Annotated in this window: 25 protein-coding genes; 10 read left to right on the top strand and 15 right to left on the bottom strand. The window is 70.9% G+C overall.

The features are described 5' to 3' along the window. Positions 1–116 precede the first annotated feature (116 nt). Positions 117–3,653: a methionine synthase gene (metH, locus tag AW273_RS20690; RefSeq protein ID WP_062350253.1), complete on the top strand. Its 3,537-nt coding sequence runs from the start codon at positions 117–119 to the stop codon at positions 3,651–3,653. A gap of 6 nt (positions 3,654–3,659) precedes the next feature. Here metH and AW273_RS20685 read toward each other — a convergent pair whose 3' ends face one another. The 6 genes from AW273_RS20685 to AW273_RS20660 all read right to left on the bottom strand — a co-directional run bounded on the left by AW273_RS20685 (position 3,660) and on the right by AW273_RS20660 (position 8,614). Continuing rightward, on the bottom strand, positions 3,660–4,037 hold the full coding sequence (locus AW273_RS20685; protein ID WP_062350250.1) for a nuclear transport factor 2 family protein: 378 nt from the start codon (positions 4,035–4,037) through the stop codon (positions 3,660–3,662). A 4-nt stretch (positions 4,038–4,041) separates the two neighbouring features. Next, positions 4,042–4,851 (bottom strand): sigma-70 family RNA polymerase sigma factor, encoded by an 810-nt coding sequence (locus AW273_RS20680; RefSeq protein WP_232327519.1) that lies wholly within the window; start codon positions 4,849–4,851, stop codon positions 4,042–4,044. A gap of 39 nt (positions 4,852–4,890) precedes the next feature. Continuing rightward, on the bottom strand, positions 4,891–5,730 hold the full coding sequence (locus AW273_RS20675; protein ID WP_157555983.1) for a hypothetical protein: 840 nt from the start codon (positions 5,728–5,730) through the stop codon (positions 4,891–4,893). Positions 5,731–5,819: 89 nt separating this feature from the next. Then, entirely contained in the window at positions 5,820–6,464 is a 645-nt protein-coding gene (locus tag AW273_RS20670; RefSeq protein ID WP_062350241.1) for a hypothetical protein, read from the bottom strand. Between the two features lie 124 nt (positions 6,465–6,588). Beyond that, positions 6,589–7,002, bottom strand: a complete 414-nt coding sequence (locus tag AW273_RS20665; protein WP_063910048.1) for a hypothetical protein — start codon at positions 7,000–7,002, stop codon at positions 6,589–6,591. Further along, on the bottom strand, positions 6,914–8,614 hold the full coding sequence (locus tag AW273_RS20660) for a CopD family protein (protein WP_157555981.1): 1,701 nt from the start codon (positions 8,612–8,614) through the stop codon (positions 6,914–6,916). Before AW273_RS20660 ends, AW273_RS20665 begins: the two co-directional genes overlap by 89 nt. 125 nt (positions 8,615–8,739) lie before the next feature. Here AW273_RS20660 and AW273_RS20655 point away from each other — a divergent pair, with 125 nt between their 5' ends. Beyond that, positions 8,740–8,973 carry a hypothetical protein gene (locus AW273_RS20655; RefSeq protein WP_157554137.1) on the top strand — a complete coding sequence of 78 codons (234 nt, stop codon included), beginning with the start codon at positions 8,740–8,742 and terminating at the stop codon, positions 8,971–8,973. Then, positions 8,970–9,296 carry a hypothetical protein gene (locus tag AW273_RS20650; protein ID WP_062350230.1) on the top strand — a complete coding sequence of 109 codons (327 nt, stop codon included), beginning with the start codon at positions 8,970–8,972 and terminating at the stop codon, positions 9,294–9,296. Before AW273_RS20655 ends, AW273_RS20650 begins: the two co-directional genes overlap by 4 nt. 10 nt (positions 9,297–9,306) lie before the next feature. Here the strand turns inward: AW273_RS20650 and mmuM are convergent, their stop codons facing one another. From mmuM to AW273_RS20635, 3 genes are read right to left on the bottom strand one after another with little or no spacing between them, the layout of a single operon-like run. Continuing rightward, on the bottom strand, positions 9,307–10,125 hold the full coding sequence (mmuM, locus tag AW273_RS20645; protein WP_062350227.1) for a homocysteine S-methyltransferase: 819 nt from the start codon (positions 10,123–10,125) through the stop codon (positions 9,307–9,309). After that, complete coding sequence (locus AW273_RS20640) at positions 10,122–10,922, bottom strand: GNAT family N-acetyltransferase (protein ID WP_062350224.1); 801 nt, start codon at positions 10,920–10,922, stop codon at positions 10,122–10,124. The genes mmuM and AW273_RS20640 overlap by 4 nt, the downstream gene beginning before the upstream one ends. After that, positions 10,919–11,374, bottom strand: coding sequence for a GNAT family N-acetyltransferase (locus AW273_RS20635; RefSeq protein ID WP_062350221.1), 456 nt, complete (start codon positions 11,372–11,374; stop codon positions 10,919–10,921). The genes AW273_RS20640 and AW273_RS20635 overlap by 4 nt, the downstream gene beginning before the upstream one ends. Before the next feature lie 18 nt (positions 11,375–11,392). Between AW273_RS20635 and AW273_RS20630 the strand changes: the two genes are divergently transcribed. Continuing rightward, positions 11,393–12,118: a GNAT family N-acetyltransferase gene (locus AW273_RS20630; protein WP_062350217.1), complete on the top strand. Its 726-nt coding sequence runs from the start codon at positions 11,393–11,395 to the stop codon at positions 12,116–12,118. Here AW273_RS20630 and AW273_RS20625 read toward each other — a convergent pair. Continuing rightward, positions 12,090–13,202 carry an alpha/beta hydrolase gene (locus tag AW273_RS20625; RefSeq protein WP_063910042.1) on the bottom strand — a complete coding sequence of 371 codons (1,113 nt, stop codon included), beginning with the start codon at positions 13,200–13,202 and terminating at the stop codon, positions 12,090–12,092. The two genes, AW273_RS20630 and AW273_RS20625, sit on opposite strands and share 29 nt — an antisense overlap. Positions 13,203–13,237: 35 nt before the next feature. Between AW273_RS20625 and AW273_RS20620 the strand changes: the two genes are divergently transcribed. The 4 genes from AW273_RS20620 to AW273_RS20605 all read left to right on the top strand — a co-directional run bounded on the left by AW273_RS20620 (position 13,238) and on the right by AW273_RS20605 (position 16,590). Continuing rightward, positions 13,238–13,822, top strand: a complete 585-nt coding sequence (locus tag AW273_RS20620; RefSeq protein WP_062350210.1) for a class I SAM-dependent methyltransferase — start codon at positions 13,238–13,240, stop codon at positions 13,820–13,822. A 211-nt stretch (positions 13,823–14,033) separates the two neighbouring features. Further along, the gene (gene modA / locus AW273_RS20615; protein WP_062350602.1) at positions 14,034–14,780 is read left to right on the top strand and encodes a molybdate ABC transporter substrate-binding protein; all 747 of its coding nucleotides are present in this window, start codon (positions 14,034–14,036) and stop codon (positions 14,778–14,780) included. Between the two features lie 44 nt (positions 14,781–14,824). Further along, positions 14,825–15,562: an ABC transporter permease gene (locus AW273_RS20610; protein WP_083949917.1), complete on the top strand. Its 738-nt coding sequence runs from the start codon at positions 14,825–14,827 to the stop codon at positions 15,560–15,562. After that, a complete protein-coding gene (locus AW273_RS20605; RefSeq protein ID WP_062350205.1) occupies positions 15,559–16,590 on the top strand; it encodes an ABC transporter ATP-binding protein in 1,032 nt (343 codons plus the stop codon). Before AW273_RS20610 ends, AW273_RS20605 begins: the two co-directional genes overlap by 4 nt. Before the next feature lie 14 nt (positions 16,591–16,604). Here the strand turns inward: AW273_RS20605 and murG are convergent, their stop codons facing one another. The 5 genes from murG to AW273_RS20580 form a co-directional block, all read right to left on the bottom strand. Beyond that, complete coding sequence (gene murG, locus AW273_RS20600) at positions 16,605–17,765, bottom strand: undecaprenyldiphospho-muramoylpentapeptide beta-N-acetylglucosaminyltransferase (RefSeq protein ID WP_062350204.1); 1,161 nt, start codon at positions 17,763–17,765, stop codon at positions 16,605–16,607. Between the two features lie 64 nt (positions 17,766–17,829). Continuing rightward, entirely contained in the window at positions 17,830–18,732 is a 903-nt protein-coding gene (locus tag AW273_RS20595) for a sporulation protein (protein ID WP_062350202.1), read from the bottom strand. A 45-nt stretch (positions 18,733–18,777) separates the two neighbouring features. Then, on the bottom strand, positions 18,778–19,578 hold the full coding sequence (locus AW273_RS20590; RefSeq protein ID WP_232327518.1) for an ion transporter: 801 nt from the start codon (positions 19,576–19,578) through the stop codon (positions 18,778–18,780). 43 nt (positions 19,579–19,621) lie between these two features. Continuing rightward, positions 19,622–20,203 carry an SDR family oxidoreductase gene (locus tag AW273_RS20585; RefSeq protein WP_062350197.1) on the bottom strand — a complete coding sequence of 194 codons (582 nt, stop codon included), beginning with the start codon at positions 20,201–20,203 and terminating at the stop codon, positions 19,622–19,624. 20 nt (positions 20,204–20,223) lie between these two features. After that, on the bottom strand, positions 20,224–20,940 hold the full coding sequence (locus AW273_RS20580; protein ID WP_198168262.1) for an SDR family NAD(P)-dependent oxidoreductase: 717 nt from the start codon (positions 20,938–20,940) through the stop codon (positions 20,224–20,226). An 86-nt stretch (positions 20,941–21,026) separates the two neighbouring features. Here AW273_RS20580 and AW273_RS20575 point away from each other — a divergent pair, with 86 nt between their 5' ends. Both AW273_RS20575 and AW273_RS20570 read left to right on the top strand, forming a co-directional pair. Next, a complete protein-coding gene (locus AW273_RS20575) occupies positions 21,027–22,637 on the top strand; it encodes an ABC-F family ATP-binding cassette domain-containing protein (RefSeq protein ID WP_062350193.1) in 1,611 nt (536 codons plus the stop codon). 76 nt (positions 22,638–22,713) lie between these two features. After that, positions 22,714–23,505: a hypothetical protein gene (locus AW273_RS20570; protein ID WP_062350192.1), complete on the top strand. Its 792-nt coding sequence runs from the start codon at positions 22,714–22,716 to the stop codon at positions 23,503–23,505. Position 23,506 lies beyond the last annotated feature (1 nt).

Below are 23,506 nucleotides of genomic sequence, written 5' to 3'. Positions count from 1 at the left end.
GTTTGTTAAACTAGGCGGCAGGTCGAGAGGCGCTGCAACGGGCTGGTCAACGCCCGCCACGCTCGGCTGGAACCACCCCGACAAGGTCGCCTCTTCCATCGTTCGGAGGAGGCTTAGTGGATCTTCGTCAGCTGCTCGCCGACCGGGTCGCGGTGCTCGACGGCGCCTGGGGAACCATGCTCCAGGGCGCCGGTCTCACCCCTGCCGACTATGGCGACGAGCGCTACGCCGGCGACCCCGACATGCTCAACGTCACCCGGCCCGACGTGATCCTCGACGTCCACCGGCAATATCTGGCCGCCGGGGCCGACATCACCACGACCAACACCTTCACCGCCACGAGCTTCGGGCAGGCCGACTACGGCGCCGAGCGGTTCGTGCGGGAGCAGAACCTCCAGGGCGCGCGGCTGGCGCGGCAGGCGGCCGACGAGTTCGGCGGGCGGTTCGTCGCCGGCTCGGTCGGGCCTCTCAACGTCACGCTCTCGCTCTCGCCGAAGGTCGACGACCCGGCCTACCGGGCGGTCACGTTCGACCAGGTCAAGGCCGCCTACGTCGAGCAGATCGAGGCGCTCGCCGAGGGCGGGGTCGACCTGCTGCTGATCGAGACGATCTTCGACACGCTCAACTGCAAGGCGGCCATCGCCGCGGCCCGCGAGGTCGCGCCCCAGTTGCCGCTGTGGATCTCGGTCACCATCGTCGACCTGAGCGGGCGCACCCTCTCGGGGCAGACCGTCGAGGCGTTCTGGCGGTCGATCGAGGCCGCCGAACCGCTGGTCGTGGGGGTCAACTGCTCGCTGGGCGCGACCGAGATGCGGCCCCACGTGGCCGAGCTCTCGAAGATCGCGGGCGTGTACGTCGCCAGCCACCCCAACGCCGGCCTGCCCAACGCGTTCGGCGGCTACGACCAGACGCCCGAGGAGACCGGCGCGCTGCTCGGCGAGTTCGCCCGGCAGGGCATGGTCAACATCGCCGGCGGGTGTTGCGGCACCACCCCGGCCCACATCGCCGAGATCGCCGAGGCCGTGAAGGGCCTCAGGCCGCGTGAGGTGCCCGCCCCCGAGAAGGCGACCCGGTTCTCCGGCCTGGAGCCGTTCGCGATCGGGCCCGACACCGGGTTCGTGATGATCGGCGAGCGCACCAACGTGACCGGTTCGGCCAAGTTCCGGCGGCTCATCGAGGGCAACGACCACCAGGCGGCCGTCGACGTCGCGCTGGAGCAGGTGCGCGGCGGCGCCAACCTGCTCGACGTCAACATGGACGCCGACCTGCTCGACAGCGAGCAGGCCATGACCACCTTCCTGAACCTGATCGCGACCGAGCCCGAGGTGGCCCGGGTGCCGATCATGGTCGACAGCTCGAAGTGGTCGGTCCTCGAAGCCGGCCTCAAGTGCGTCCAGGGCAAGGGCGTGGTCAACTCCATCAGCCTGAAGGAGGGCGAGGAGGTCTTCCTCGACCACGCCCGGCAGATCAAGAACTACGGCGCCGGCGTCGTCGTGATGGCCTTCGACGAGCAGGGCCAGGCCGACACGACCCAGCGCAAGGTCGAGATCTGCGCCCGCGCCTACGACATCCTCACCCAGCGGGCCGGGTTCGCGGCCGAGGACATCATCTTCGACCCCAACGTGCTGGCCGTGGCGACCGGCATCAGCGAGCACAACGCGTACGCGAAGAACTTCATCGACGCCCTCCCGCTGATCAAGGAGCGTTGTCCCGGGGTCCGGATCAGCGGCGGCATCTCGAACCTGTCGTTCTCGTTCCGGGGCAACGACGTCGTCCGCGAGGCCATGCACTCGGCGTTCCTGTTCCACGCCGTCAAGGCGGGGCTCGACATGGGCATCGTGAACGCCGGGCAGCTCGCCGTCTATCAGGACATCCCCGCCGAGCTGCTGGAGCTCGTCGAAGACGTGATCTTCGACCGGCGTGACGACGCCACCGACCGGCTCGTCTCCTACGCCGAGACGGTCAAGGGCAGCGGCACCGCCCGGACCGTCGACCTCTCCTGGCGCGAGGCGCCGGTCGAGGAGCGGCTGGCGCACGCGCTCGTCCACGGCATCGTCGACTTCATCGTCGAGGACACCGAGGAGGCCCGGCAGAAGTCGGCCCGGCCGCTCGACGTCATCGAGGGGCCGCTGATGGACGGCATGAAGATCGTCGGCGACCTGTTCGGCAGCGGCAAGATGTTCCTGCCGCAGGTCGTGAAGAGCGCCCGGGTGATGAAACGCTCGGTCGCCTACCTCGAACCGTTCATGGAGCAGGACAAGTCCGACTCCGGCCAGGGCACGGTGGTGCTGGCGACGGTGAAGGGCGACGTCCACGACATCGGCAAGAACATCGTCGGGGTCGTGCTGGGCTGCAACAACTACAAGGTCATCGACCTGGGCGTGATGGTCCCGGCGGCCAAGATCCTCGAAGTCGCCGAGGCCGAGGGCGCCGACGTGATCGGCCTGTCCGGCCTGATCACCCCCTCGCTCGACGAGATGGTGTCGGTGGCCGCCGAGATGACCCAGCGCGGCATGTCGACGCCGCTGCTGATCGGCGGCGCGACCACGTCGAAGCAGCACACCGCGGTCCGCATCGCGCCCGCCTACAACGCCCTCACCCTCCACGTGCTCGACGCCTCACGCGTCGTCGGCGTGGTCTCCGACCTGCTCGACCCGGCGCGGGCCAAGGAACTGGCGATCAGGTCCAAGGCCGACCAGGAGCGGCTGCGCGAGCAGCACGAGACCCGCATCCGGCAGCCGCTGCTGTCGCTGAACAAGATCCGGGCCAACCGCACCGCCGTCTCCTACGACGACCTGCCGACCCCCGAGTTCACCGGGGTGCGCCGGGTGAGCCCCTCGATCGCCGAGTTGCGCGAGTTCATCGACTGGCAGTTCCTCGGGCTGGCCTGGGGCCTCAAGGGCAAGTACCCCGCGATCCTGGAGCGGCCCGAGGCGCGCGAACTCTACGACGACGCGTTCGCCATGCTCGACCAGATCATCGCCGACGGCTCCTTCCGGGCCGAAGGGGTCTACGGCTTCTGGCCGGCCCACTCCGAGGGCGACGACATCGTCATCGGCGAGCGCCGGTTCCCGATGTTGCGGCAGCAGACCCAGAAGCCCGAAGGACGCCCCAACCGGTGCCTGGCCGACTGGGTGGCGCCCGAGGGCGACCACATGGGCGGCTTCGCCGTGGCCATCCAGGGCGCCGAGACCCTCTCGGCCCGCTACGAGGCCGACAACGACGACTACAAGTCGATCATGGTGAAGGCGCTGGCCGACCGCCTGGCCGAGGCGTTCGCCGAGTGGATCCACCTGAAGGCCCGCCGCGAGTGGTTCGAGCCCGGCGCCGAGCCCGCGCTCGAAGACCTGCACGCCGAGAAGTTCCGCGGCATCCGCCCGGCCCTCGGCTACCCGGCCACGCCCGACCACAGCGAGAAGCGCGACCTGTTCGAGCTGCTCGGCGCCGAACAGGTGGGCATCGGCCTCACGGAGTCCTACGCGATGACCCCGGCGGCGGCCGTCAGCGGCCTGATCCTGCAGCACCCCGACGCCCGCTACTTCACGGTCGGCCGCCTCGACAAGGACCAGATCCACGACTACGCGGCCCGGCGCGGCATGCCGGTCGACGAGGTGGAGCGCTGGCTGCGCCCCAACCTCGCCTACGAGCCGTAAAGAGCCTCAGTGCTCCGTGGGGAACGAGTGGTGTTCGTGGGCGATCCGCCACTGCCCGTCGGCCTTCGTCAGGCCGAAGGTGAGGCGCAGCCGCGCCGGCCCGTCGTCGGCGGCGTCGGCGCAGCGGGCCAGGGCGTACGCGAACGCCACATCGGTCCCTTCGACGACGTCGAGCGACTCGAGCTCGAAGACCGCGCCCGAGCGCTGCCACTCGAAGAAGCCGGGCCAGGTGGCCCGGTAGGCGTCGAGGCCGTGGACCCCCTCGTAGGGAGGGGGCACGTCGAACATGGCGACGTCGTCGGTGTGGTGGGCGGTGACCTGCTCCAGGTCGCCCTCGTGGGCCGCGCGGGCCCAGTTCTCGATCAGCTTGCGGATGTCATCCATACCCCTACAACCCGCAGAACTTCACGAATTCGTCGCCGATGAACGAGACCACGGCGGAGATCTTCGCGCCCCGGAAGACGAGGACGTCGAGGCTGGCGGGAATCTCCACGCCGTCGTCGATCACGTAGGTGACCCAGACCTTCGGCGACGCCGTCGGCACGAACCGCCAGCCGTACTGGAGAGGCCCGCCGGCCAGGAACTTCCGGATCTCGGCGTGGCCGTGGTAGCGCTCGTCGAACGGCGGCATCGTGAACCGGGCGTCGTCGGTCAGCATCGAGACGATCGCCTCCAGGTCGCCGGCGGTCCAGGCCTCGGCGTAGCGGGCGGCGGCCTCCCGCTGCCCCTCCTCGCCGAGCGAGTCCTGTTCGGCGAGGACCGCCCGTGCCCGCCTGACCGCGCTGTGCACGGCGGCGGCCGAGGTCCCGAGCATGTCGGCGGCCTCCCGGGCCGAATAGCCGAGCACGTCGCGCAGCAGCAGCGCGGCCCGTTGCGTCGGGGTCAGGTGGTGGATGGCCGCCACGAAGGCCAGCTCGACGCTCTCCCGGATGAGCACCTGCGTCTCGGCGCTCTCCACGAACATCGGCGGCCCGAGCTCGACCGGCTTCTTCCGCTGCCCGATGAGGGTCAGCGCCCGGTTGGTCGCGATCTTGTAGAGCCAGGGCCGCAACGAGCCCTCGAACCCGTCGAGGTTGCGCCAGGCCCGCTGGAGGGTCTCCTGCACGGCGTCCTCGGCGTCGTCCATGGAGCCGAGCAGCCGGTAGCAGTGGGCCCGTAGCTCGTCGCGGTAGCCGGCGACCTCCTCGAAAGACGTCACCCCGCCGATTCTGCCGAACCGGCGGGGTGACGAGGGGCGTCAGTCGCCCAGGTTGATCGCGCCGATGACGTTCGGCTTGAGGTTGTCGAAGGCATCCTCAAGGTCGACCACGTACTTCTCGGCCGGGGCGTCGATCCAGACCTGCTTGCCCCAGTTGGTCAGGTGGGTGTCGGTGCCGAGGACGACCTTCTGGGCCTTGCCCTTGGTGTCGTAGGTCTCCAGCACGTCATGGGTGGTGATGCGCCGGATCAGGCCGTCTCCGGTGCCGATCCAGAGTTTCCAGTTGAGCGTCCAGAAGAGCGGGAAGTCGGGCAGGCTCAGGTTGATCTTCTGCTTGCCCGTGTAGAGCGTGGTCGCCACCCCGTCGACGACGCCGCCCGCCTTCTTCGACGTGGTCGTCTTCAGCAGCGTGCGCAGTTCCTTGGGCGACAACACGTTGATGGCCGTGCCGCCCAGGCCCGACGCGTTGCCCTTCTCCTTGGACCGGATCCAGCTCTTGCCCGCGGGCAGGTCCAGGTAGTCGACCAGACCGCCGCTCAGGTACGTCGCGCCCTTGACGTTGATCGTCTGGGACGCCGTCTCGGAGAAGTCGCCGAAGAGCTCGGTGAGCTCCTTCGGCACCTCCCGGTCGAAGGAGCTGGTGGTGATGACGCTGCTGGCCGTCACGCGGGACCGGCCGAACTGGAGGTCGCCGTACGACCGGCTCTTGAACCCCAGGGAGGGTTCGATCTTGCTGACCGAGTTGAAGTGCACGCCGTGGGCGCTCTTGAGCTGCGCGGCCAGCGCCGCCACCGGATCTGCCGCCTTGGCCTGCGCCGCCCCCGTGGTCAGCGCGGTCACCATGACGAACGCCGCAGCGGTCGCGATTAATCGCCTCATTGTTGTGTGCCACCCCGTTGGTTGTGATGTGCCGGTAACCCTGTCCTATCCGGACAGGGTTATCAAGCGGACATTGCAAACTGGTTCAATTACGCGGTGGACGTGACAAACCGCTGGTCAGGGGCGTAGATCCAGACCTGCTTGCCCCATTCCGAAAGGTAGGTGTCGCGGACCGTCCGGTCTTTTCCATCCTTTTTCGCCGTGTCACTCGTGACCCGCCGAATCAGACCGTCACCGCCGATCCAGACCTTCCAGTCCGTCACACGGGTCTTGCCGCGTATGCGGCCTTCGTAGACCGTCGTGGACACCCCGTCGAGGACACCCCCAGCGGATTTCTTCTTCGCCGATTTCAATAGTGCGCCGACTTCCGCCACCGACAGGGCGTGCACGGCGGGGTCGTCGAGCCCCGCGGCCGTCACGTCGCCCTTCAGCTTCCATCCGCCGTTGTCGTCGTCGTGGTAGACGTCGTCGCCGACCCAGATGGTCTCGCTGATGTTCTCGTGCCGCTCTTCCTGCGTGGCCGAGGGCCCGAGGACCCGTTCCACGATGGCGCGGTTGGCCTTCACCCGGGACCATCCGAACTGCAGGTCGCCGTAGATTCGGTAGGTGGCGTCGTCGGTTCTCTGCACCGTCTCGTAATGCACCCCGTGGGCGCTTTCGAGTTTGGCCGCGAGTGCCTGGAGGGGGTCGGCGGGCGCGGCGGCGGCCGGGGTGGCGAGAACCGTGCCCACCATGGCCGCACTCCCGGCGAATGCGATTAATCGCCTCATGGCGGACAGCGTATTGGTGGGAAGTCCTCAGGTGTTGAACTTCGTGCCGCCATCACAAAACCTTCACATCGGGCGCCGTCGCCGAGGTTCAGGAGTGGCCGCCGTGCTCGGCCGCCTCGACGTGCCCGCCGAGGCGGGGGACCAGCCCGGTGAGCTCCTTCTCCGGGCCGACGACGACCCAGCGGGTGCCGACCAGGTAGGTGCCGCCGTAGGCCTGGGCGCCCCTCAGCCAGTCGGTCTGGTTCTTGTCGGCCGCGAAGGTCAGCACCACCGACTGGTAGGTCGGGGCGGCGCACATCGCCTGGCGCATGTCGGGCTGCCGGCCCTGGATCTCCGGCGTGCAGCCGATGACGCCGGTGATCTCCTCCAGGGTGTGCGCCGGCGCGACCGCGTGGTGACCGGTGGCCTGGGACTCAGCGCCCCCGATGGCCCACCAGATCACGGGGATCGCCGCCAGCGCGAGGATCGGCAGTGTCCAGCGTCTGGTCACGACTAGCGGCATGACCGTCCTCCTTCTTCGGTGAGAGCCGCGCCGTCGCGACGGCGACGGCCGCGATCGCGGCGTAGACCAGGGCGCCGAGCCACTGGTCGCCGGCCGGCAGCCAGGTGATGTCGTCGAGTTGCGGATACCAGCCCCGGCCCTGGTCCGGGCCGAACAGCAGATAGAGGGCGACCAGCGCCTGGGTCCCGGCCAGGACCGGCCAGACCCCACCGCAGATGGTCGTGTACGCCGCCACGGCCAGCCCCAGCAGCACGAGCAGCCGGACCGCCAGCACCGACTGCGACAGCTCGAACAGCGGCGTGGTGAACAGGGCCAGACCGGGCGCCGTCGCGGTCACCAGGCCCAGCCAGGCCGGGGGCCGCCACGGCCGCCAGGCCATCGCCAGCATCGCCGGGACCAGCGCGCCCACGATCGCCCACTGGATGAGCTGCACCGACACCATGGCGCGGGCGTAGGTGCCGAGGCCGCCCACGGTCGCGCAGGCGAACAGGGCCAGGCCCGCCGTCCACAACACCGGACGCCGCCGGTCGGACCAGCGGAAGTAGGCCGCGCCGGCGAGCGCGACGGCCAGCAGCAGGATCGGGTCGGGCCGCCACTCCGTGACGAACCGTCCGGGGGCCAGGATCGGCAGGTAGAAGCCGAGCACACCGTGGGCCGGTGACTCGCCGGGCGGCGGCGGGGTGCGCGAGAGCGCCACGGCCAGGCCCATCGTGGCGGTCATCAGCACGATCTCCCCGGCGGCCAGCCGCAGGAACGGGACCTTGGTCGTGGTGAGGGCCGCGATGGTGCGGGTCCGGTGGCGCCGGCCGAACCACCCCAGCGCGCCCATCGCGGCCAGCTTGAGGAGCACGAGCATCCCGTACTCGGACGTCCAGAGGAGCTCCACCCGGCCCAGCCGGACCCACGCGTTCAGCAGGCCCGACAGGGCGACCGCGACGTAGCACCACAACGCGAGGGCGCTGAACCGCTCGACCGCCCTGACCGGCGCCTCCCGCATGAACACGAGCAGGCCGAACAGCCCGCCGACCCACAGGACGACCCCGCCCAGGTGGACGAGCAGGCTCGACACCGCGAAGTCGTGGTCGACGGCCGAGGCCGAGTGGCCCGCGTAGGCGGGCGGCAGCACCGCGAGCACGGCCAGAGCGAGCAGCATCCACGGCCGGCCCCTGGCCACGTAGCTCAGCAACGTGATCGCGAGCGCCAGGACGTACACGATCAGGAACGACAGGCCCTGCGGGACGTACAGGACGAAGGTCGAGAGCATGCCCGACCGCAGCGCGTCGGGCACCGGCGCGCCGACGAAGTCCGACAGCGTGAGCAGCACGGTCGCCGCCGCGCTGCCCGCCCACGCCAGCGCCCACCGGGGGACCGCCCGCGCCAGGATGTCCTTCTCGCCGAGCAGCACCGCCGCCAGCAGCGACCCGACCGTGCCGACCGCGCACAGGTCGTGGACCAGCCGCATGATCGGCAGACCCCACGTGGTGAAGGCGCCCGGTGACGGGAGCCCCCGGATGGCGGGCAGGTCACGCGGCCCGCCGAACGACTGGACGAGCACGAGAGCACCCAGCCCCGCGGCCAGGGCCAGCGCGCACACGAGCACGGGTCGCCTCACGCCCGGAGATACGCCGCCCGGCACGATCGGGTTCGGCCAACGAAAAGGTAACAATGTGCGATGCCCGGCCCCGGCCGGCCCGCGCCCGCATTGAGCTGCGCTTTTCCGCCACGCACAGTGGAGGCATGGTGACCTCCTACCGCGAAGTCGTCGACCGCATCTACACCCTGGCCCGGTTACATGCGCTGTCGGTCAGATGGCGCGAAACGACGACGGCGAGTCGCCTACTCTTGCTCTACGACGGAACCGAGGTGGTCGTGGGACGCTCGATGGTGCCGATACGGAACATCACCCGTGCGGCTCTTGACGACGTCGAGCACGACCTTGAACACGTCTTCGGAAGGGGCTGGTTGCGGTGACGACCGCCGTCCACCGGCTGACCGTCAGGGTCAGCAGGGAACGCGCACTCGACCGGGACATCGAGGTCTGGTACGCCCGCCCGGTGGACGCCCCGATCCGCTCGGGGGTGTCGGCCGAGACCCTGACCGAACTCCGCGAGGCCGTGAACGGCGTGAAGCACTTCATCCTCGACGTGTCCTCCGACACGGCGGTCGAGGTCGACTATCAGTACGACCTGCCGGGCGTCTCGCCAGAGGTGTGGCAGGCCCACCGCGAACTGCTCGCCCACCTCGACAAGGCCGGCCTGTCGGCGGCCGACAGAGCGGCCCTGCTCGCGGGGTGAGGCGAGTGTTTCACGTGAAGCCGAGTCGCCGTCTGATCTCCGTGATCTGCTTCGGCGTCGTGCGGCAGCAGCCGCCGACGTGCGTGGCTCCGGCCCAGTCGGCGACGGGGAAGTCGGTCCCGACGCCCTCCCACGTGTGCTCCCGGGCGTTCCAGGTCTCGCCCGAGTTCGGGTAGACGACCCGGGCCCCCAGCGTGATCAGGGTGGCGATGTATGCCGGGTTGGTGCAGTTGGCCCCGACCGGCACGTCCATGGCGGCGGCGGCTTCGGCGAACGGGGTTCCGTCGCTGATGGTGTGGTCGTCGCGGCACGAGAAGCTGATCCAGCCGTCGGCCCCGGTCTCGTGGAACAGCCGCAGCAGCGCCCTGGCCTCGGGCAGCGACGGGATGGTCTCGGCCGCGACCAGATCGGCGCCCGCCCCGGCCAGCAGGTGGAAACGGTCGCGGTGCCACGCGTAGAGGTCGTCTTCGGTCAGGCCGCCGTAGTCGCCCGTGTATTCCTGGCCGTCGGCCAGGTAGGCGCCGTAGGGCCCGACGCTGGCCGCGACCAGGCCCGCGCCGTGTTCGTCGCGGGCCTGCCGGGCCAGTTCGACCGACGACACGATCAGCGCGGCTGCTTCGGAGGGGGACGCGCCGTGGCGGGTGAAGCCCTCGATCGTGGCCTGGTAGCTGGCCGTCGTCGCGACGTCGGCCCCGGCGGCGAAGAAGTCGAGGTGGGCCTGTCGGATCACGCCGGGGTCGTCGGACAGGAGCCGGGCCGACCAGAGGTCGTCGCCCAGATCGGCGCCGAGGGTCTCCAGATGGGTCGCGAGCCCGCCGTCGAGGATCATGCGAGCGCCTGCATGACGGGCGTGTAGACGCGGGAGAGGTCGGTGGTCATCGGCTTGCCGTATTCCATGATCGTCGTGCTGAAGGCGGGCGTGAGGCCGTGGTCGCGGGCCCAGCGCGCGGCGGCGGGCAGGAACGCCTCGACGCGGATCGGGCCGGTCGCCTCGGCGGCCAGGTCGGAGAGCAGGTCTCCGGCGTCGGCGGCCGACGCCGCCACCACGGGGCCGAGGATGGTCATGTGGCCGTTGTGCCAGGAGGCGCCGAAGCCGCCGTCGGTCACCCGGAAGCTCTCGCAGAAGCCCGGCAGCCGCGCGAACAGTTCGGCCCGGGGAGCGCCGTAGACCTCCTCGTCGAGCTCGGCGACGGCAGCGAGGTCGGTCAGTTCTCCGGTGCGTCCGGACGCCGTGCCGGTGAACACGCCGGTGTAGACGTCGCAGACGCCGGTCGAGCGGAAGCCGAGGCGTTCGTAGAGGGGACGGCCGTAGGCGGTGGCGGTCAGGGTCGCGGTGTCGGTGCCGGCCACATCGAGGGCGTGGCGCATCAGCCGGCCGCCGATCCCCTGGCGTTCGTAGCGGCGGGCCACCAGCATCATGCTGATCGCGGTCACGCGGGTGCCGAACCGGACCAGCGCGACCGTGGCCGCCAGGCCGTCGCCGTCGGGGGCGTCGATGCCGTGGATCTCGCCGATCTCGTAGAGCAGACGGCACTTCTCCCGTTCGGGCGACCACTCGCGGTCGACGGCGAGGGCGAGGAAGTCGTCGAGCCGGTCGACGCCGAGCCGGTGGATCGAAAACGTCATTCGTCAATCAATCGGTCGAAGTAGACACGGTCCGCACCCGGGCCATCGTAGTCGGCGATCGGTTCGCTCACGCGGAATCCCATCGCGGTGTGAAAGGCGATCGACCGGGTGTTGCGCGGCGAGGTGATCGCGGCGACCCGGGTGCGGCCGACGGAGTGGACCAGCGAGAAGAACCGCCGGTAGAGCTCGCGGCCCACCCCGCTGCGCCGGAACGTCGGGGCGACCCCGACGTAGTGGATGTACGCGAGGTCGCGCTGCCCCTGCGAGAGGAAGCCGACGAGGAAGGCCACGAGGTGGCCGTGGGCGTACACGACGAAGCTGGTGTTGTGGAAGTGGTCGAGGAACAGGCGCGTCAGCCCACTCTGGACCGGCACGCCCCACCAGTCGTCGACGACCGCCTTGATGGCGTCGTAGTCGGACGGCTTCGCCGGGCGAACCTCTATCTCGGACACGAGCCTATTCTGGGCCGCATGCGACAGATCAGGGCCAACGACCTCGGGGTCGCGGCGATCAGCTTCGTCGAAGGGGTCCGCGACGGCCGCCCGTGGGCCGACTACCTGGAAGTGATCGGCCCCGGCGCCGTCGAGGTGATCCTGACGCAGCTCAAGGGCTGGGCGGTCTCCACCGACGTCGACCTCGGCCGCGAGCTGGTCGCCCGCGGCGCCCGCAGGCTCCGGCACGCCCACTCCATGTACGCCGACCTCACGGCCCTTCCCTCCGCCCCCGGCGCCCCGCCAGAGGGGGTGCGGTTCACCCCCGTCGACCGCTCGCCCGAGGACATCTATCCCGCCATGAGCGAGGCCTACCCGCCCGGCCACGTCGACCACCACCCGCGCGACCGTGACCAGGCCATCGCGACCGAGCTGGTCCCGCTCCTCGACGGCACCCTCGTCGGCCCGCTGATGCCCTGCAGCGCGCTGGCCGTGAACGACGCGGGCGCGGTCGTCGCGGGGGTGTTCGTGAACGACTTCAAGACCGTCCCGTGGGTGACCGAGGTCTTCCGCCACCCCGCCCTGTCGGTCCCGGGCACCGGCGGGCGGCTGCTCCGCCACGTGCAGCTCAAGGCCGCCGCCGACGGGCTCGACCGGCTGGGCCTGGCCGTCAGCGACGGCAACCCGGCCCAGCGGGTCTACAGCCGGCTCGGATTCGCCGTCACCCAGACCTCGTTCACCGTGGCGATCGGAGAAACTCCCTGACCGCCCGCTCGTAGGCGTCCGGGTCGACGTTCCACGACCCGGTGTGGCCGCCGCCCTTGGTCTCCACCAGCGTGGTGAGGTCGGGCCGGGCCCGCTCGAAGGCCTGCGCCCGGTCGACCGGCACGGTCGCGTCATCGTGGTCGACGAAGATCAGGATCGGCAGGCCGAACTCGGCGGCGTGCTCGACGTGGTCGAGGTCGTCGAAGCTCAGCCCGGTCCGGGCCATGATCACCCACTGGCCGACCGTGGTGAGGAAACCGGGCACCCCCATCTGCCGCGCCCCCAGCGCGATCGGCGAGCGCCAGTCGAGGACCGGGCTGTCGAGGATCAGCGCCGTCACGCCCGCGCCGGGCAGCCGCCTGGCCGTCATCGCGGAGATGCCGCCGCCCATCGACCAGCCGTACAGGACGAACTTCCCGGCGCCCTGGGTGCGCGCGTAGTCCATGGCCGCCCGGACGTCCTCCCACTCGGTGTCGCCGAGGTGGAACCGGCCGTCGGGGCTCGCGGGGGCGCCGTCGTCGTTCCGGTAGGTGATCGCGAGCACCGGATGACCCAGGTCGTGGAGCGTGGGCAGGATGCGCAGGGCCTCGCCGCGGCCGCCGTTGCGGCCGTGGACCGCGATCACCCACGTGTCCGACGTGCCCTCGGTCCGCCAGGCGGGGAACACGCCCAGCGGCGACTGCACCTCGACCTCCCGGTAGGGCACCCCGACCGACTCGGGGGTGCCCGCGCCCCACATCCAGCGGTCGAGGTAGGCCGACACGCCCGGCTTCAGGTCGCCGTCGCGGACCTGCTCCAGCCTGCGGGTGACCGTGCCCGCCCCGACGGAGATCGTCTCGCCTAGCACGGCGTTGCCCCCGGCCCAGGTGAGGCCGTACGTCCCCGGCGCGTCGGTGTCGCCGCCGCCCTTCAGCGTGACCCGGCCGTCGCCGACGGCGGTGACCTCGATCGGGTAGTCGGAGGCGTGGACGGGGTCGATCACGAGACCGGAGTAGTAATAGCCCGCGGCGCCCAGGGCGAGCACCACGACGACGACCGTGCCGGTCGCGCCCAGCAGCACACGGCGCCGCCATTTCGTCCGCATGGGTGCAATTTATACGTGGGCCTAGCATCGCTGACATGGAAAAGCACGAGACCAGAGCCTTCTTCGCGGCCCGCGCCGCGACCTGGGACGACACGTTCCCCGACGACGGCCCGGCCTTCGCCGGGGCCGTCGCCCACCTGGAGCTGCGACCCGGTCTGGTCGCCCTGGACGCGGGCTGCGGCACCGGGCGCGCGATGCCCCTGCTGCGCGAGCACACCGACCGGGTCGTCGGGGTGGACCTGACACCGGGGATGGCCCTGAAGGCGAGCGAGCGCGGGCCGGCGCTGATCGGCGACGCCTCCGGACTGCCCTTCGCCGACGCGACCATCGGCGCCATCCTGGCCGCCGGTCTGATCGGTCACCTCGGCGACCCTCGGGGGACGCTGCTGGAGTTCGCCCGCGTCGCCCGGCCTGGTGCCCGACTGGCCCTCTTCCACCCGGTCGGCCGCGCCGTGCTGGCGGCCCGGCGGGGCCGCGAACTGTCACCGGACGACATCCGCGCCGAACACCGGATCACGCCCCTGCTCCAGGCCACCGGCTGGGAACCGGTGCACTTCCACGATGACGACGACCACTACCTGGCTGTGGCTCGCAGGGCCGCCTCGGCGTCGGGTGCATGAGCCGGCGCGGCCGGTTGGCGCCGGATACGGCGGGAGCGGGGGCGGCGGGCGGTGCCGGGGTGGGCGAAGCCGTAACGGAAGGAAAGTAGTTCTCCTCGCAGAAGCGAGGGTATCGCTCGAATAATGTGGCGATTGCGATGTATTTGCTATCGAATGATTGGCGGGTGCCACGTAATCTTGGGAGGATTCCCACGGTAAGGAGTGCTCGGTGCTGAAGCGCCTGTCCCTCGTCGCGGCCATCACGTCCGTGTTCGTGCTGGCGGCCTGCGGGTCGTCGTCGGCCGTACCCGCCGAGACCGAGCTGACGGTGTTCGCCGCCGCGTCGCTCACCGGGACCTTCACCGAACTCGGCAAGCAGTTCGAGGCCGCCCACCCCGGCACGAAGGTCACCTTCAACTTCGGCTCCAGTGCCACGCTCGCCCAGCAGATCACCCAGGGCGCGCCCGCCGACGTGTTCGCGGCCGCTTCTCCTGCGACGATGAAGACCGTGGCCGACGCCGGCCTCGCGGGCACGCAGACCGTGTTCGTGAAGAACAAGCTGGAGATCGCGGTGCCGCCGGACAACCCCGCCAAGGTCGAGAACCTCAAGGACCTGACCGACCCCAAGGTCAAGGTCGCCCTGTGCGCCGCGCAGGTGCCGTGCGGCGCCGCCGCCGTCAGGGCCCTCGGCGCGGCCGGGATCGAGGTCACCCCGGTCACCCTGGAGCAGGACGTCAAGGCCACGCTCACCAAGGTCGAACTCGGCGAGGTCGACGCCGCCCTGGTCTACCGGACCGACGTCATCGCGTCGGCCGGGAAGGTCTCCGGCATCCCGTTCCCCGAGGCCGACCAGGCGGTCAACGACTACCCGATCGCCACCCTGAAGGACGCCTCACCCCTTGCTCAGCAGTTCGTCGACCTCGTGTTGTCGCCGCAGGGCGAGGACGTGCTGACGAAGGCCGGTTTCGAGGCGCCGTGAGAAGCCGTGTTCCCTGGCTGCTGGTCGTCCCGGCCGTGCTGGGGATGGCCTTCCTCGTCCTGCCGCTGGCGGGGCTGCTCGTCCGGGCGCCGTGGTCGACGCTGCCGCAGCGGCTCTCCGAACCCCAGGTTCTGGAGGCGCTGCGGTTGTCGCTGGTCACCGCGTCCGTCGCGACGGCGGTCTGCCTGGTGCTCGGGGTACCGCTGGCGTGGTTGCTGGCCCGCACCGACTTCCCCGGCCGCCGGCTCCTGCGCGCCCTGGTGACCGTGCCGCTGGTGCTGCCGCCGGTGGTCGGCGGGGTGGCGCTGCTGCTGGTCCTCGGCCGGCGCGGGCTGGTCGGGCAGTGGCTGGAGTCGGCGTTCGGGTTCTCGTTGCCGTTCACGACGGCCGGGGTGGTCGTCGCGGAGGCGTTCGTGGCGATGCCGTTCCTGGTCATCGCCGTCGAGGGCGCGCTGCGCGCCGCCGACGTGCGCTACGAGGAGGCCGCCGCGACCCTGGGCGCCTCCCGCTTCACCGTGTTCCGCCGGGTGACGCTGCCGCTGGTCGCGCCGGGCGTGCTGGCCGGGGCGGTGCTCTGCTGGGCGCGGGCCCTGGGCGAGTTCGGCGCGACGATCACGTTCGCGGGCAACTTCCCCGGCCGCACCCAGACGATGCCGCTGGCCGTCTACCTGGCGCTGGAGACCGAACCCGAGGCGGCGATCGTGCTCAGCCTGGTGCTGCTGGCCGTGTCGGTGCTCATCCTGGTCGCGCTGCGCGACCGCTGGGTGGGGGCGGCGGCATGACGTTGCGCGCCCGGATCGTGGTCCGGCGGCCGGCCTTCCGGCTCGACCTCGACCTGACGGTCGGCCGGGGCGAGGTCGTCACGCTGCTCGGCCCCAACGGCGCCGGCAAGACGACCGCCCTGCGTGCCCTCGCCGGCCTCATCCCGCTGACCGAGGGGTCGATCGAACTCGACGGCGTCCGCATCGAGCGCGAACCCGCCGAGCGGCGCCCCGTCGGCGTCGTCTTCCAGGACTACCTGCTCTTCCCCCACCTGTCCGCGCTCGACAACGTCGCCTTCGGCCCCCGCTGCCAGGGGAGGTCGAAGGCCGAGGCCCGGCTGCGGGCCCGGGAACTGCTCGACCGAATGGGCCTGGCGGAGTTCTCCTCGGTACGCCCCCACCGCCTCTCCGGCGGCCAGGCCCAGCGGGTGGCCCTGGCCCGAGCCCTCGCGGTCGAGCCGCGCCTGCTGCTCCTCGACGAGCCGCTGGCCGCCCTCGACGCCCACACCCGCCTGGAGATCCGCTCCGAGCTGCGCCGCCGCCTGACCGGCTTCGACGGCGCGACCGTCCTGGTCACCCACGATCCGCTCGACGCGATGGTGCTGGCCGACCGGCTCGTGGTCGTCGAAGACGGCGCGGTCGTCCAGGAGGGCACGCCGGCCGAGATCGCCCGCCGTCCCCGCACCGACTACGTGGCCCGGCTCGTCGGCCTCAACCTCTTCAGGGGCGAGGGCGACGGCGACCGGGTGACGGTCGGCGACCTGGCCTTCGCCGCCGGGGAACGGGTGAGCGGCCCGGCGTTCGTGGCCTTCGCGCCGCGCGCGGTTGCGCTCTACCGCACCCGTCCCGACGGCAGCCCCCGCAACCTGTGGGAGGGCCGCATCGACGGCATCGAACGGCACGGCGACCACATCCGCGTCCACGTCGACGGCCCGGTGCCGGTCGCCGCCGACGTCACCCCGGCCGCCGTGGCCGAGCTCGACCTGACGCCCGGCCGCCGCATCTGGGTCTCGGTCAAGGCGACGGAGACGCACGCCTATCCGGCGTGACGGAAGTCGCTCGTCTATCGGGCCCGGCCGCGTGACCGGGAGGCTCCGAGCACCTCGTCGGCCAGCCGCTCGGCGGCGTCGGGGCGGCCGTGGCGGCGGGCCTGGGCGGCGAGCGCTTCGCGCCGCGCCGGGTCGGCCAGCAACGGCCCCACCGCCGCCCGCAGGCTCTCGGGCGTCACCTCGCCGAGCAGCGCGACCGCGGCCCCGGCCCGCTCCAGGTAGGAGGCGTTGTGGGCCTGCTCGTTCCCGGCCGAGGTGGCCAGCGGGATCAGCACGGCCGCCTTGCCGAGCGCCGTGACCTCGGCGATGGTGCCGGCGCCGCTGCGGGAGACCACCACGTCGGCGAGCGCGAGCACGTCGGGCAGTTCGGCGCCCACGAACCCCTTGACCTGGTAGCGGGCCGCCGGCGCGGGCGGCAGGGTGCGCGCCGCCGCGGCCACCTGCTCCTCCTCGGCCGGGCCGCACTGGTGAATGACGTTCGCCCGCTCCAGCAACCACGGCAGGATCGCCGTGACGAGCCCGTTGATCTGCCGGGCGCCCTGGGCGCCGCCGGTGACGTACACGGTCGGCAGGGCGCGGTCGAAGCCGTCGACCGGCGCGCGGTCGGCCCGTCCGGTGAGCACCTCGGCCCTGACGGGGTTGCCGGTCACCACGGCCCGCTTGCGCGCCGGGCCCGACAGCAGCTCCAGCGACGCCTCGGCCGTCACCGCGACGCGCGCCGCCCCCCGGGCGAGCACCCGGTTGGCCAGCCCGAGCCGGACCGTCTGCTCGTGGATGACCAGCGGCACCCGGCACACCCGCGCCGCCACGCCGACCGGCACCGCGACGTAGCCGCCGGTGCCCAGCACCACGTCGGGCCGGAACCGGCGCACGATCGAGACGGCCTGGTAGACCCCGAGCGGCACCCGGAACATGTCGCGCACGTTCTCGGCCGACACCATCCCCAGCACGCTCCGGGCCCGGCGCACCTTCCCGGTCGCCACCGACACGAACGGGATGCCCTCGGCGGTGGCCACCCGCTCCTCCAGGCTCCCGGCCGCGCCGACCCAGAGCACCTCCAGCCGCCCGGCGGTCCGGGCCCGCAGCGCACGGACGGTGGTCAGCGCCGGAAAGGTGTGCCCGCCGGTGCCGCCCCCGGAGACGATCAGGCGGAACGGTTCTGCCTCGAAGATCACGACCCGGGACGATAGCAGCAGGAACGGCGGCCACCGACACGGTGACCGCCGTCCGCCGGGTTCGTCACTCCTCTTCGAAGGCGTCCTCGAAGACCTCTTCCACGACCTCGCCGAGGATCATGCCGCCGACGACGCCCGCCGCGGCGCCGGCGATCACGCCGCCCATGCCGACGCCGCCGCCGTGGTGGTGATCGTCGTCGTGGTGGCCGTAGTGGCCCCCGTGGTGACCGCCGTGATGGCCGCCGTGGTGGCCGTAGGAGCGCTGGGCCAGCCAGTTGCCGAAGACCGACGTCCAGTCGGTGCTCAGGGCCTCCTGGTGGGTGGTCGGGAAGCGGCCGATCGCGTCGTGGCCGCCCTCGATCACGACCTCCAGGTGGTGGGGGTCGGAGATGAAGGTCACCTCGATCTCGCCGTACTGGTGGGAGGTGAACTCGATCTCCTGGTAGAACGGCAGCGTCTGGCGGGAGCCGCCGATGTGCCCGGCCTCCAGGTCGGCCGAGCGGAAGTGGAAGCCCAGCCGCGACAGCGACTCCAGCACGTGGACCTGCGAGGGCAGCGGCGCGACCTCGATCATGTCGAGGTCGCCCTTGTCGACCGCCTTGGCGATGGCCAGTTCGGTGCGCACGCCGATCGCCATGCCGCGCAGGCCCTCGCTGATCGGCGTCTCCCACGGCACCGGGAGCTGGAACGGGATCGTCCGCTCCTCGCCGGTCCGGAGGGTGAACGGCCCGGAGACCGGGAAGCCGAAGAACTCGCGCAGCCCGCTGCTCTCGCCTTCGCTGTGCTCGATCTCGACCCGGGCGACGAGGCTGAGGGTGATGTGCTCGATCTCCGCGTCGACCTCGCCACCCTTGATCCGCACCTCGCCGGAAAGGGCGCCACCGGGCTGGGTGCGCGGGTTGTGCAGAACGGTGTCCACTGAGGGGGCGCCGACGCCGAATGCGCTCAGCATCCGTTTGAAGACCACGTTTTCTCCTGTCGAGTTGGACGTCTCGGCCGCACGCCAGAACGCTCAGCGCCGGCCTACGGTTCCGCGTTCGAGAAGAAGATCGAGTTTGGCATGGAGTGCGGCGACCTCTTCGCGGAGTTCGACCAGCTCGGCCTGGGCCAGCTCCTCCGACGGCGAGGGTTCGGCGTCGTTCATGGCGTTGACCACCACCGCGATGAAGAGATTCAGCGCGACGAAAGTCGAGATCAGGATGTACGAGATGAAGAACACCCAGGCCCACGGCTTGTGTGTCATGACCTCCTTGGCGACCGTGCCCCAGTCGTCGCCGGTCATGATCTGGAACAGCGTGAACAGCGAGTCGGGCAGCTCGTCGAAGCGCTCGGCCGCGACCTCGCCGAACAACTTGGTCGCTATCACGGCCGCGACGTAGATCATCAGCAGCAGCAGCCCGATGATCGACGCCATCCCGGGCACGGCGGTGAGCAGCGCGCTCACCACCCGCCGCATGCTGGGCACGGCCGACACCAGCCGTAGCGCCCGCAGGATGCGGAGCGCCCGGAGCACCGAGGTCGGCCCCGACGCCGGGACGAGCGCGACCACCACGATGATCAGATCGAACCAGTTCCACGGGTCGGTGAAGAAGTCGCGGCGGTAGGCGTAGAGGCGGGCGAGGATCTCGACGGCGAAGACGGTCAGGGCGACGTGGTCGATCGTGACGAGCAGCCAGCCCATCTGGGCCATGAGGGTGGTGCTGGTCTCGCAGCCGATGGTGATCGCGTTGACGACGATGAGGATGACGACGGCTCGCTGGACGGCCGGACGTTCGAGGAACCGGCGAACACGTTCATGTCGGGCTAATTCCACGCGGAAGATCATCCCACCGGACGAGTCGGTCAACCCTGGTGGGTCAGAGTGCCCGTGAGCCGCCGTCGACGTGGTAGTCGGCGCCCGTCATCCACCGCCCGCGGTCCGACGCGAGCATCGCGACCAGTTCCGCCACCTCCGACGGCTCGCCCTGGGTCACGATCGTCACGCGGATGCCCTGCGGCGCGAGCTCCCGCGCCAGCGAGCGCGTGTACGTGTTCAGCGCCGCCTCCGCCACCCGACAGTGGGCCGACACGTTCACGATCGCTGCGTGGCCGGAGCGCCGCAGGGCGGGCATGAGGGCGGCGGTCATGCGGACGGCCGACAGGAAGTCGCCGTCGATCGAGTCCTGCCAGGCCTCGTCGGGCATCGCGCCGGCGTTGTTGACCAGGATGTCGCAGCCGCCGAGCACCCCGAGCGCCTCCTCGGCCGTCGTCCCGGCCCCTTCGAGGCTCGCCGGGTCCCCCTCGACGAGAATCGCGTCGCCGGGCGTCTCGGGCACGCGGTGCGGCGCCGTCACCACCACCCGCGCGCCCCCGTCGAGCAGGCGCCGCGCGACGGCGGCGCCGATGCCCTGGGAGCCCCCGGTCACCACGGCCCGGCGGCCGAGGAACTCCTTGCTCATATCCGGCGGCATCGAACCCCCTAGAGCGCGGAGCCGCCGCCGTCGACCGGCACGACGGCTCCGGTCATGTAGGAGGCCTTGTCGGACGCCAGGAACGCCACGACGTCGGCGATCTCCTTGGGGTCGGCCGCCCGGTGCAGCATGGTGCCCTCGTCGAACTCCTTGGCCCGCTCGCCCATGCTCTCGTACATGGAGGTCGCCACCGGGCCGGGCGCGACGGCGTTGACCCGCACCCCCCGGCCGGCGAACTCCGCCGCCCAGGTCCGGGTGAGTTCGTTGATGGCGGCCTTGGTCGCGCCGTAGACCGACAGGAACGGCACGGCCACCACGGCGGCGATGGTCGAGATGTTCACGATCGCGCCGCGCCCGCGCTCCATCATCCCGGGCACGAGCGCCTGGGTGAGGAAGTAGGGCGCCCTGAGGTTGAGCGCGAGGGTCTTCTCGAAGACCTCGGGTTCCTGGCCGACGGTCGCCGACACCGGCGCCATGCCGGCGTTGTTGACGAGCACGTCGACGTCGCCCGCCTCGGCGGCCAGATCGCGGAGCGCGTCGAGGTCGGTGAGGTCGGCCGGCACGAACCGGGCGGAGCCGCCGTTCCGCACGATGTCGTCGACGACCATGGCGCCCTTGGCGGCGTCCCGCCCGGACACGATCACGTCGTCGCCCTGGGCGCCGAACACGCGGGCGCTCTCGGCGCCGATGCCCTCGGTGGACCCGGTGATAAGCACAGATCTCATAACAGACATAACCGGCAAATCGCCCAGCTCAGTTCCGAATGGATAACTGTTGGCACCCGATCTATCGTGTCAATACCCTCGACCGCATGGCCCACGTCGAGATCGCCCATATCACCCATGTCCTGCCCGACGGCCGGCCGTTGCTCAACGACGTCTCCTTCCGCATCGGCGAAGGCGTCAAGGCCGCCCTCGTGGGCCCCAACGGCGCGGGCAAGACGACGCTCATGCGGCTGATCGCGGGCGACCTCCAGGCGGTCGAGGGCACGGTCGCCAGTTCCGGCGGCCTCGGCGTGATGCGCCAGTTCATCGGCAGCATCCGCGACGGCCGGATCGTCCACGACCTGCTCCTCTCGGTCGCCCCGACCCGGGTCAGAGACGCCGCCGAACACCTCGCCAAGATCGAGCTCCTGATGATGGAGCGCGACGACGAGAAGACCCAGATGCGCTACGCGCAGGCGATCACCGACTACACCGACGCGGGCGGCTACGACATCGAGGTCCTCTGGGACACGTGCACGATGGCGGCCCTGGGCATCCCGTACGACGACTGCAAATACCGCGAGGTCAACACCCTCAGCGGCGGGGAGCAGAAGCGGCTGGTCCTGGAGGCCCTCCTGCGGGGCCCCGACCAGGTCCTCCTCCTCGACGAGCCCGACAACTACCTCGACGTGCCGGGCAAGCAGTGGTTGGAGCAGGTCCTGCGGGAGACCCCGAAGACGGTCCTGCTCGTCTCGCACGACCGCCAGCTCCTCGCCAACGCCGCCGACCGCATCGTCACCGTCGAGTCGGGCAACATCTGGGTCCACGGCGGCGGCTTCACCACCTACGCGCAGGCCCGCCGGGAGCGCAACGAGCGCCTCGACGAGCTGCGCAGACGGTGGGACGAGGAGCACGCCAAGCTGAAGCGCCTGGTCAACATGCTGAAGCAGAAGGCCACCTACAACGACGGCATGTCGGCCGCCTACCACGCGGCGCAGACCCGGCTCCGCAAGTTCGAGGAGGCGGGCCCGCCCGAGATGGCGGCCAAAGACCAGAACATCAACATGCGGCTGCGCGGCGGCCGCACCGGCAAGCGGGCGGTCATCTGCGAACGCCTGGAGCTCACCGGCCTGATGAAGCCGTTCGACCTGGAGATCTGGTACGGCGAACGGGTGGCCGTGCTGGGCTCCAACGGCTCCGGGAAATCCCACTTCCTCCGGCTCCTCAGCGGCGAGGACGTCGACCACACCGGCGTCGCCCGGCTGGGCGCGCGGGTCATCCCCGGGCACTTCGCGCAGACCCACTCGCATCCCGAGCTGATGAAGCGCACCCCGTGCGAGATCGTGATGACCGAGCACGCCCGGCTCAAGAACGAGGCCATGAAGATCCTGGCCCGCTACGAGCTGGCCGGGACCATCGCCGAGCAGCGTTTCGAGACCCTGTCGGGCGGCCAGCAGGCCCGTCTGCAGATCCTCCTGCTGGAGTTGTCGGGCGCGACCCTGCTGCTGCTCGACGAGCCGACCGACAACCTCGACCTGGCCAGCGCCGAGGCGCTCCAGGAGGGCCTCGACGCCTTCGAGGGCACCGTCATGGCGGTCACCCACGACCGCTGGTTCGCCGCCGACTTCGACCGCTACCTGGTCTTCGGCGCCGATGGGAAGGTCTACGAATCGTCAGAGCCCGTCTGGGACGAGGGGCGGGTCGTCCGCGCGCGTTAAAGATTGGGTCCGCTGTTGGCGGGTCGAGGTGAACGGGGCCGCGCGCAGGCGTTATCACGGCCTGGTGACGCACCGTATGACAGCCCTGGCCCTGTCGTTCCTCTCCGTGACGCTCCTGGTTTCCGGGTGCTCGGGGGAAGAGGAGACCAAGAAGACCGAACTCGCCCCGCTCGCGCTGAAGGAGCAGACCTCCTCGGTGGTACAGGCCAGCGGCGGTTACCTGGTCAACTGGGCCGCCGTGCTCAACAACGGCAACAAGTGGCACTTCGGCGAGAACGCGGTCGCCACGATCACCGGGAAGGACGCCGCCGGCAAGGAGGTCGTCCGGATGGAGCAGCCGCTCGACGCGGTCGCGCCCGGCGGGTCGCTGGCGTTCACCGGGGAGGCGCTGGCGGTCGAGAAGCCGGTGAGCGTCAAGATCGACTACAAGCCGGCCTCGTGGCACCAGGCGGCGCGGGTGCCGTCGGCGTACAAGACGTTCCCGGTGACCCGGGTGTCGACGGAGAAGCTGGGCGCCACGTCCTACCTGATCACCGGCTACGTCGAGTCGCCCTACACGCGTCCGGCCGGGAGCCTGGTGGTGACCGGGCTGCTGCGCGACGCCGCGGGCAAGCTGATCGGCGGGGGCACCGCCTTCGTCGACGACGTGCGGCCGGGGGCGAGCCGGCGGTTCATCATCACGGTCGAGAGCGTCAGCGCCGGGGTCGCCGCCGCCACGGCCGTCACGGCGCGCACGTGGGGCGCGACCGCCAAGCCCTATGAGGACCTGGCCGCCGGCGGGGCCGCGCCGATCTTCACGCAGGCCCCCAAGACCGCGCCGTTCGCCAAAGACCGGGGCTACACCGTCATCACCGAACAGAAGCCGTGAA

It is taken from the genome of Herbidospora yilanensis, assembly GCF_001570565.1.
GTDB classification, from domain to species: domain Bacteria; phylum Actinomycetota; class Actinomycetes; order Streptosporangiales; family Streptosporangiaceae; genus Herbidospora; species Herbidospora yilanensis.
This window is presented reverse-complemented; position numbering and strand designations above follow the sequence as displayed.

Bases quoted from the DNA above. Each gene is read 5' to 3' on its own strand.
- AW273_RS20685 (WP_062350250.1), bottom strand. From the start codon at position 4,037: ATGGATGACATCCGCAAGCTGATCGAGAACTGGGCCCGCGCGGCCCAC.
- AW273_RS20675 (WP_157555983.1), bottom strand. From the start codon at position 5,730: ATGAGGCGATTAATCGCGACCGCTGCGGCGTTCGTCATGGTGACCGCG.
- AW273_RS20670 (WP_062350241.1), bottom strand. From the start codon at position 6,464: ATGGTGGGCACGGTTCTCGCCACCCCGGCCGCCGCCGCGCCCGCCGAC.
- AW273_RS20665 (WP_063910048.1), bottom strand. From the start codon at position 7,002: ATGCCGCTAGTCGTGACCAGACGCTGGACACTGCCGATCCTCGCGCTG.
- AW273_RS20655 (WP_157554137.1), top strand. From the start codon at position 8,740: ATGGTGACCTCCTACCGCGAAGTCGTCGACCGCATCTACACCCTGGCC.
- mmuM (WP_062350227.1), bottom strand. From the start codon at position 10,125: ATGATCCTCGACGGCGGGCTCGCGACCCATCTGGAGACCCTCGGCGCC.
- AW273_RS20640 (WP_062350224.1), bottom strand. From the start codon at position 10,922: ATGACGTTTTCGATCCACCGGCTCGGCGTCGACCGGCTCGACGACTTC.
- AW273_RS20630 (WP_062350217.1), top strand. From the start codon at position 11,393: ATGCGACAGATCAGGGCCAACGACCTCGGGGTCGCGGCGATCAGCTTC.
- AW273_RS20625 (WP_063910042.1), bottom strand. From the start codon at position 13,202: ATGCGGACGAAATGGCGGCGCCGTGTGCTGCTGGGCGCGACCGGCACG.
- AW273_RS20620 (WP_062350210.1), top strand. From the start codon at position 13,238: ATGGAAAAGCACGAGACCAGAGCCTTCTTCGCGGCCCGCGCCGCGACC.
- AW273_RS20610 (WP_083949917.1), top strand. From the start codon at position 14,825: ATGGCCTTCCTCGTCCTGCCGCTGGCGGGGCTGCTCGTCCGGGCGCCG.
- AW273_RS20605 (WP_062350205.1), top strand. From the start codon at position 15,559: ATGACGTTGCGCGCCCGGATCGTGGTCCGGCGGCCGGCCTTCCGGCTC.
- AW273_RS20585 (WP_062350197.1), bottom strand. From the start codon at position 20,203: ATGAGCAAGGAGTTCCTCGGCCGCCGGGCCGTGGTGACCGGGGGCTCC.
- AW273_RS20580 (WP_198168262.1), bottom strand. From the start codon at position 20,940: ATGAGATCTGTGCTTATCACCGGGTCCACCGAGGGCATCGGCGCCGAG.
- AW273_RS20575 (WP_062350193.1), top strand. From the start codon at position 21,027: ATGGCCCACGTCGAGATCGCCCATATCACCCATGTCCTGCCCGACGGC.
- AW273_RS20570 (WP_062350192.1), top strand. From the start codon at position 22,714: ATGACAGCCCTGGCCCTGTCGTTCCTCTCCGTGACGCTCCTGGTTTCC.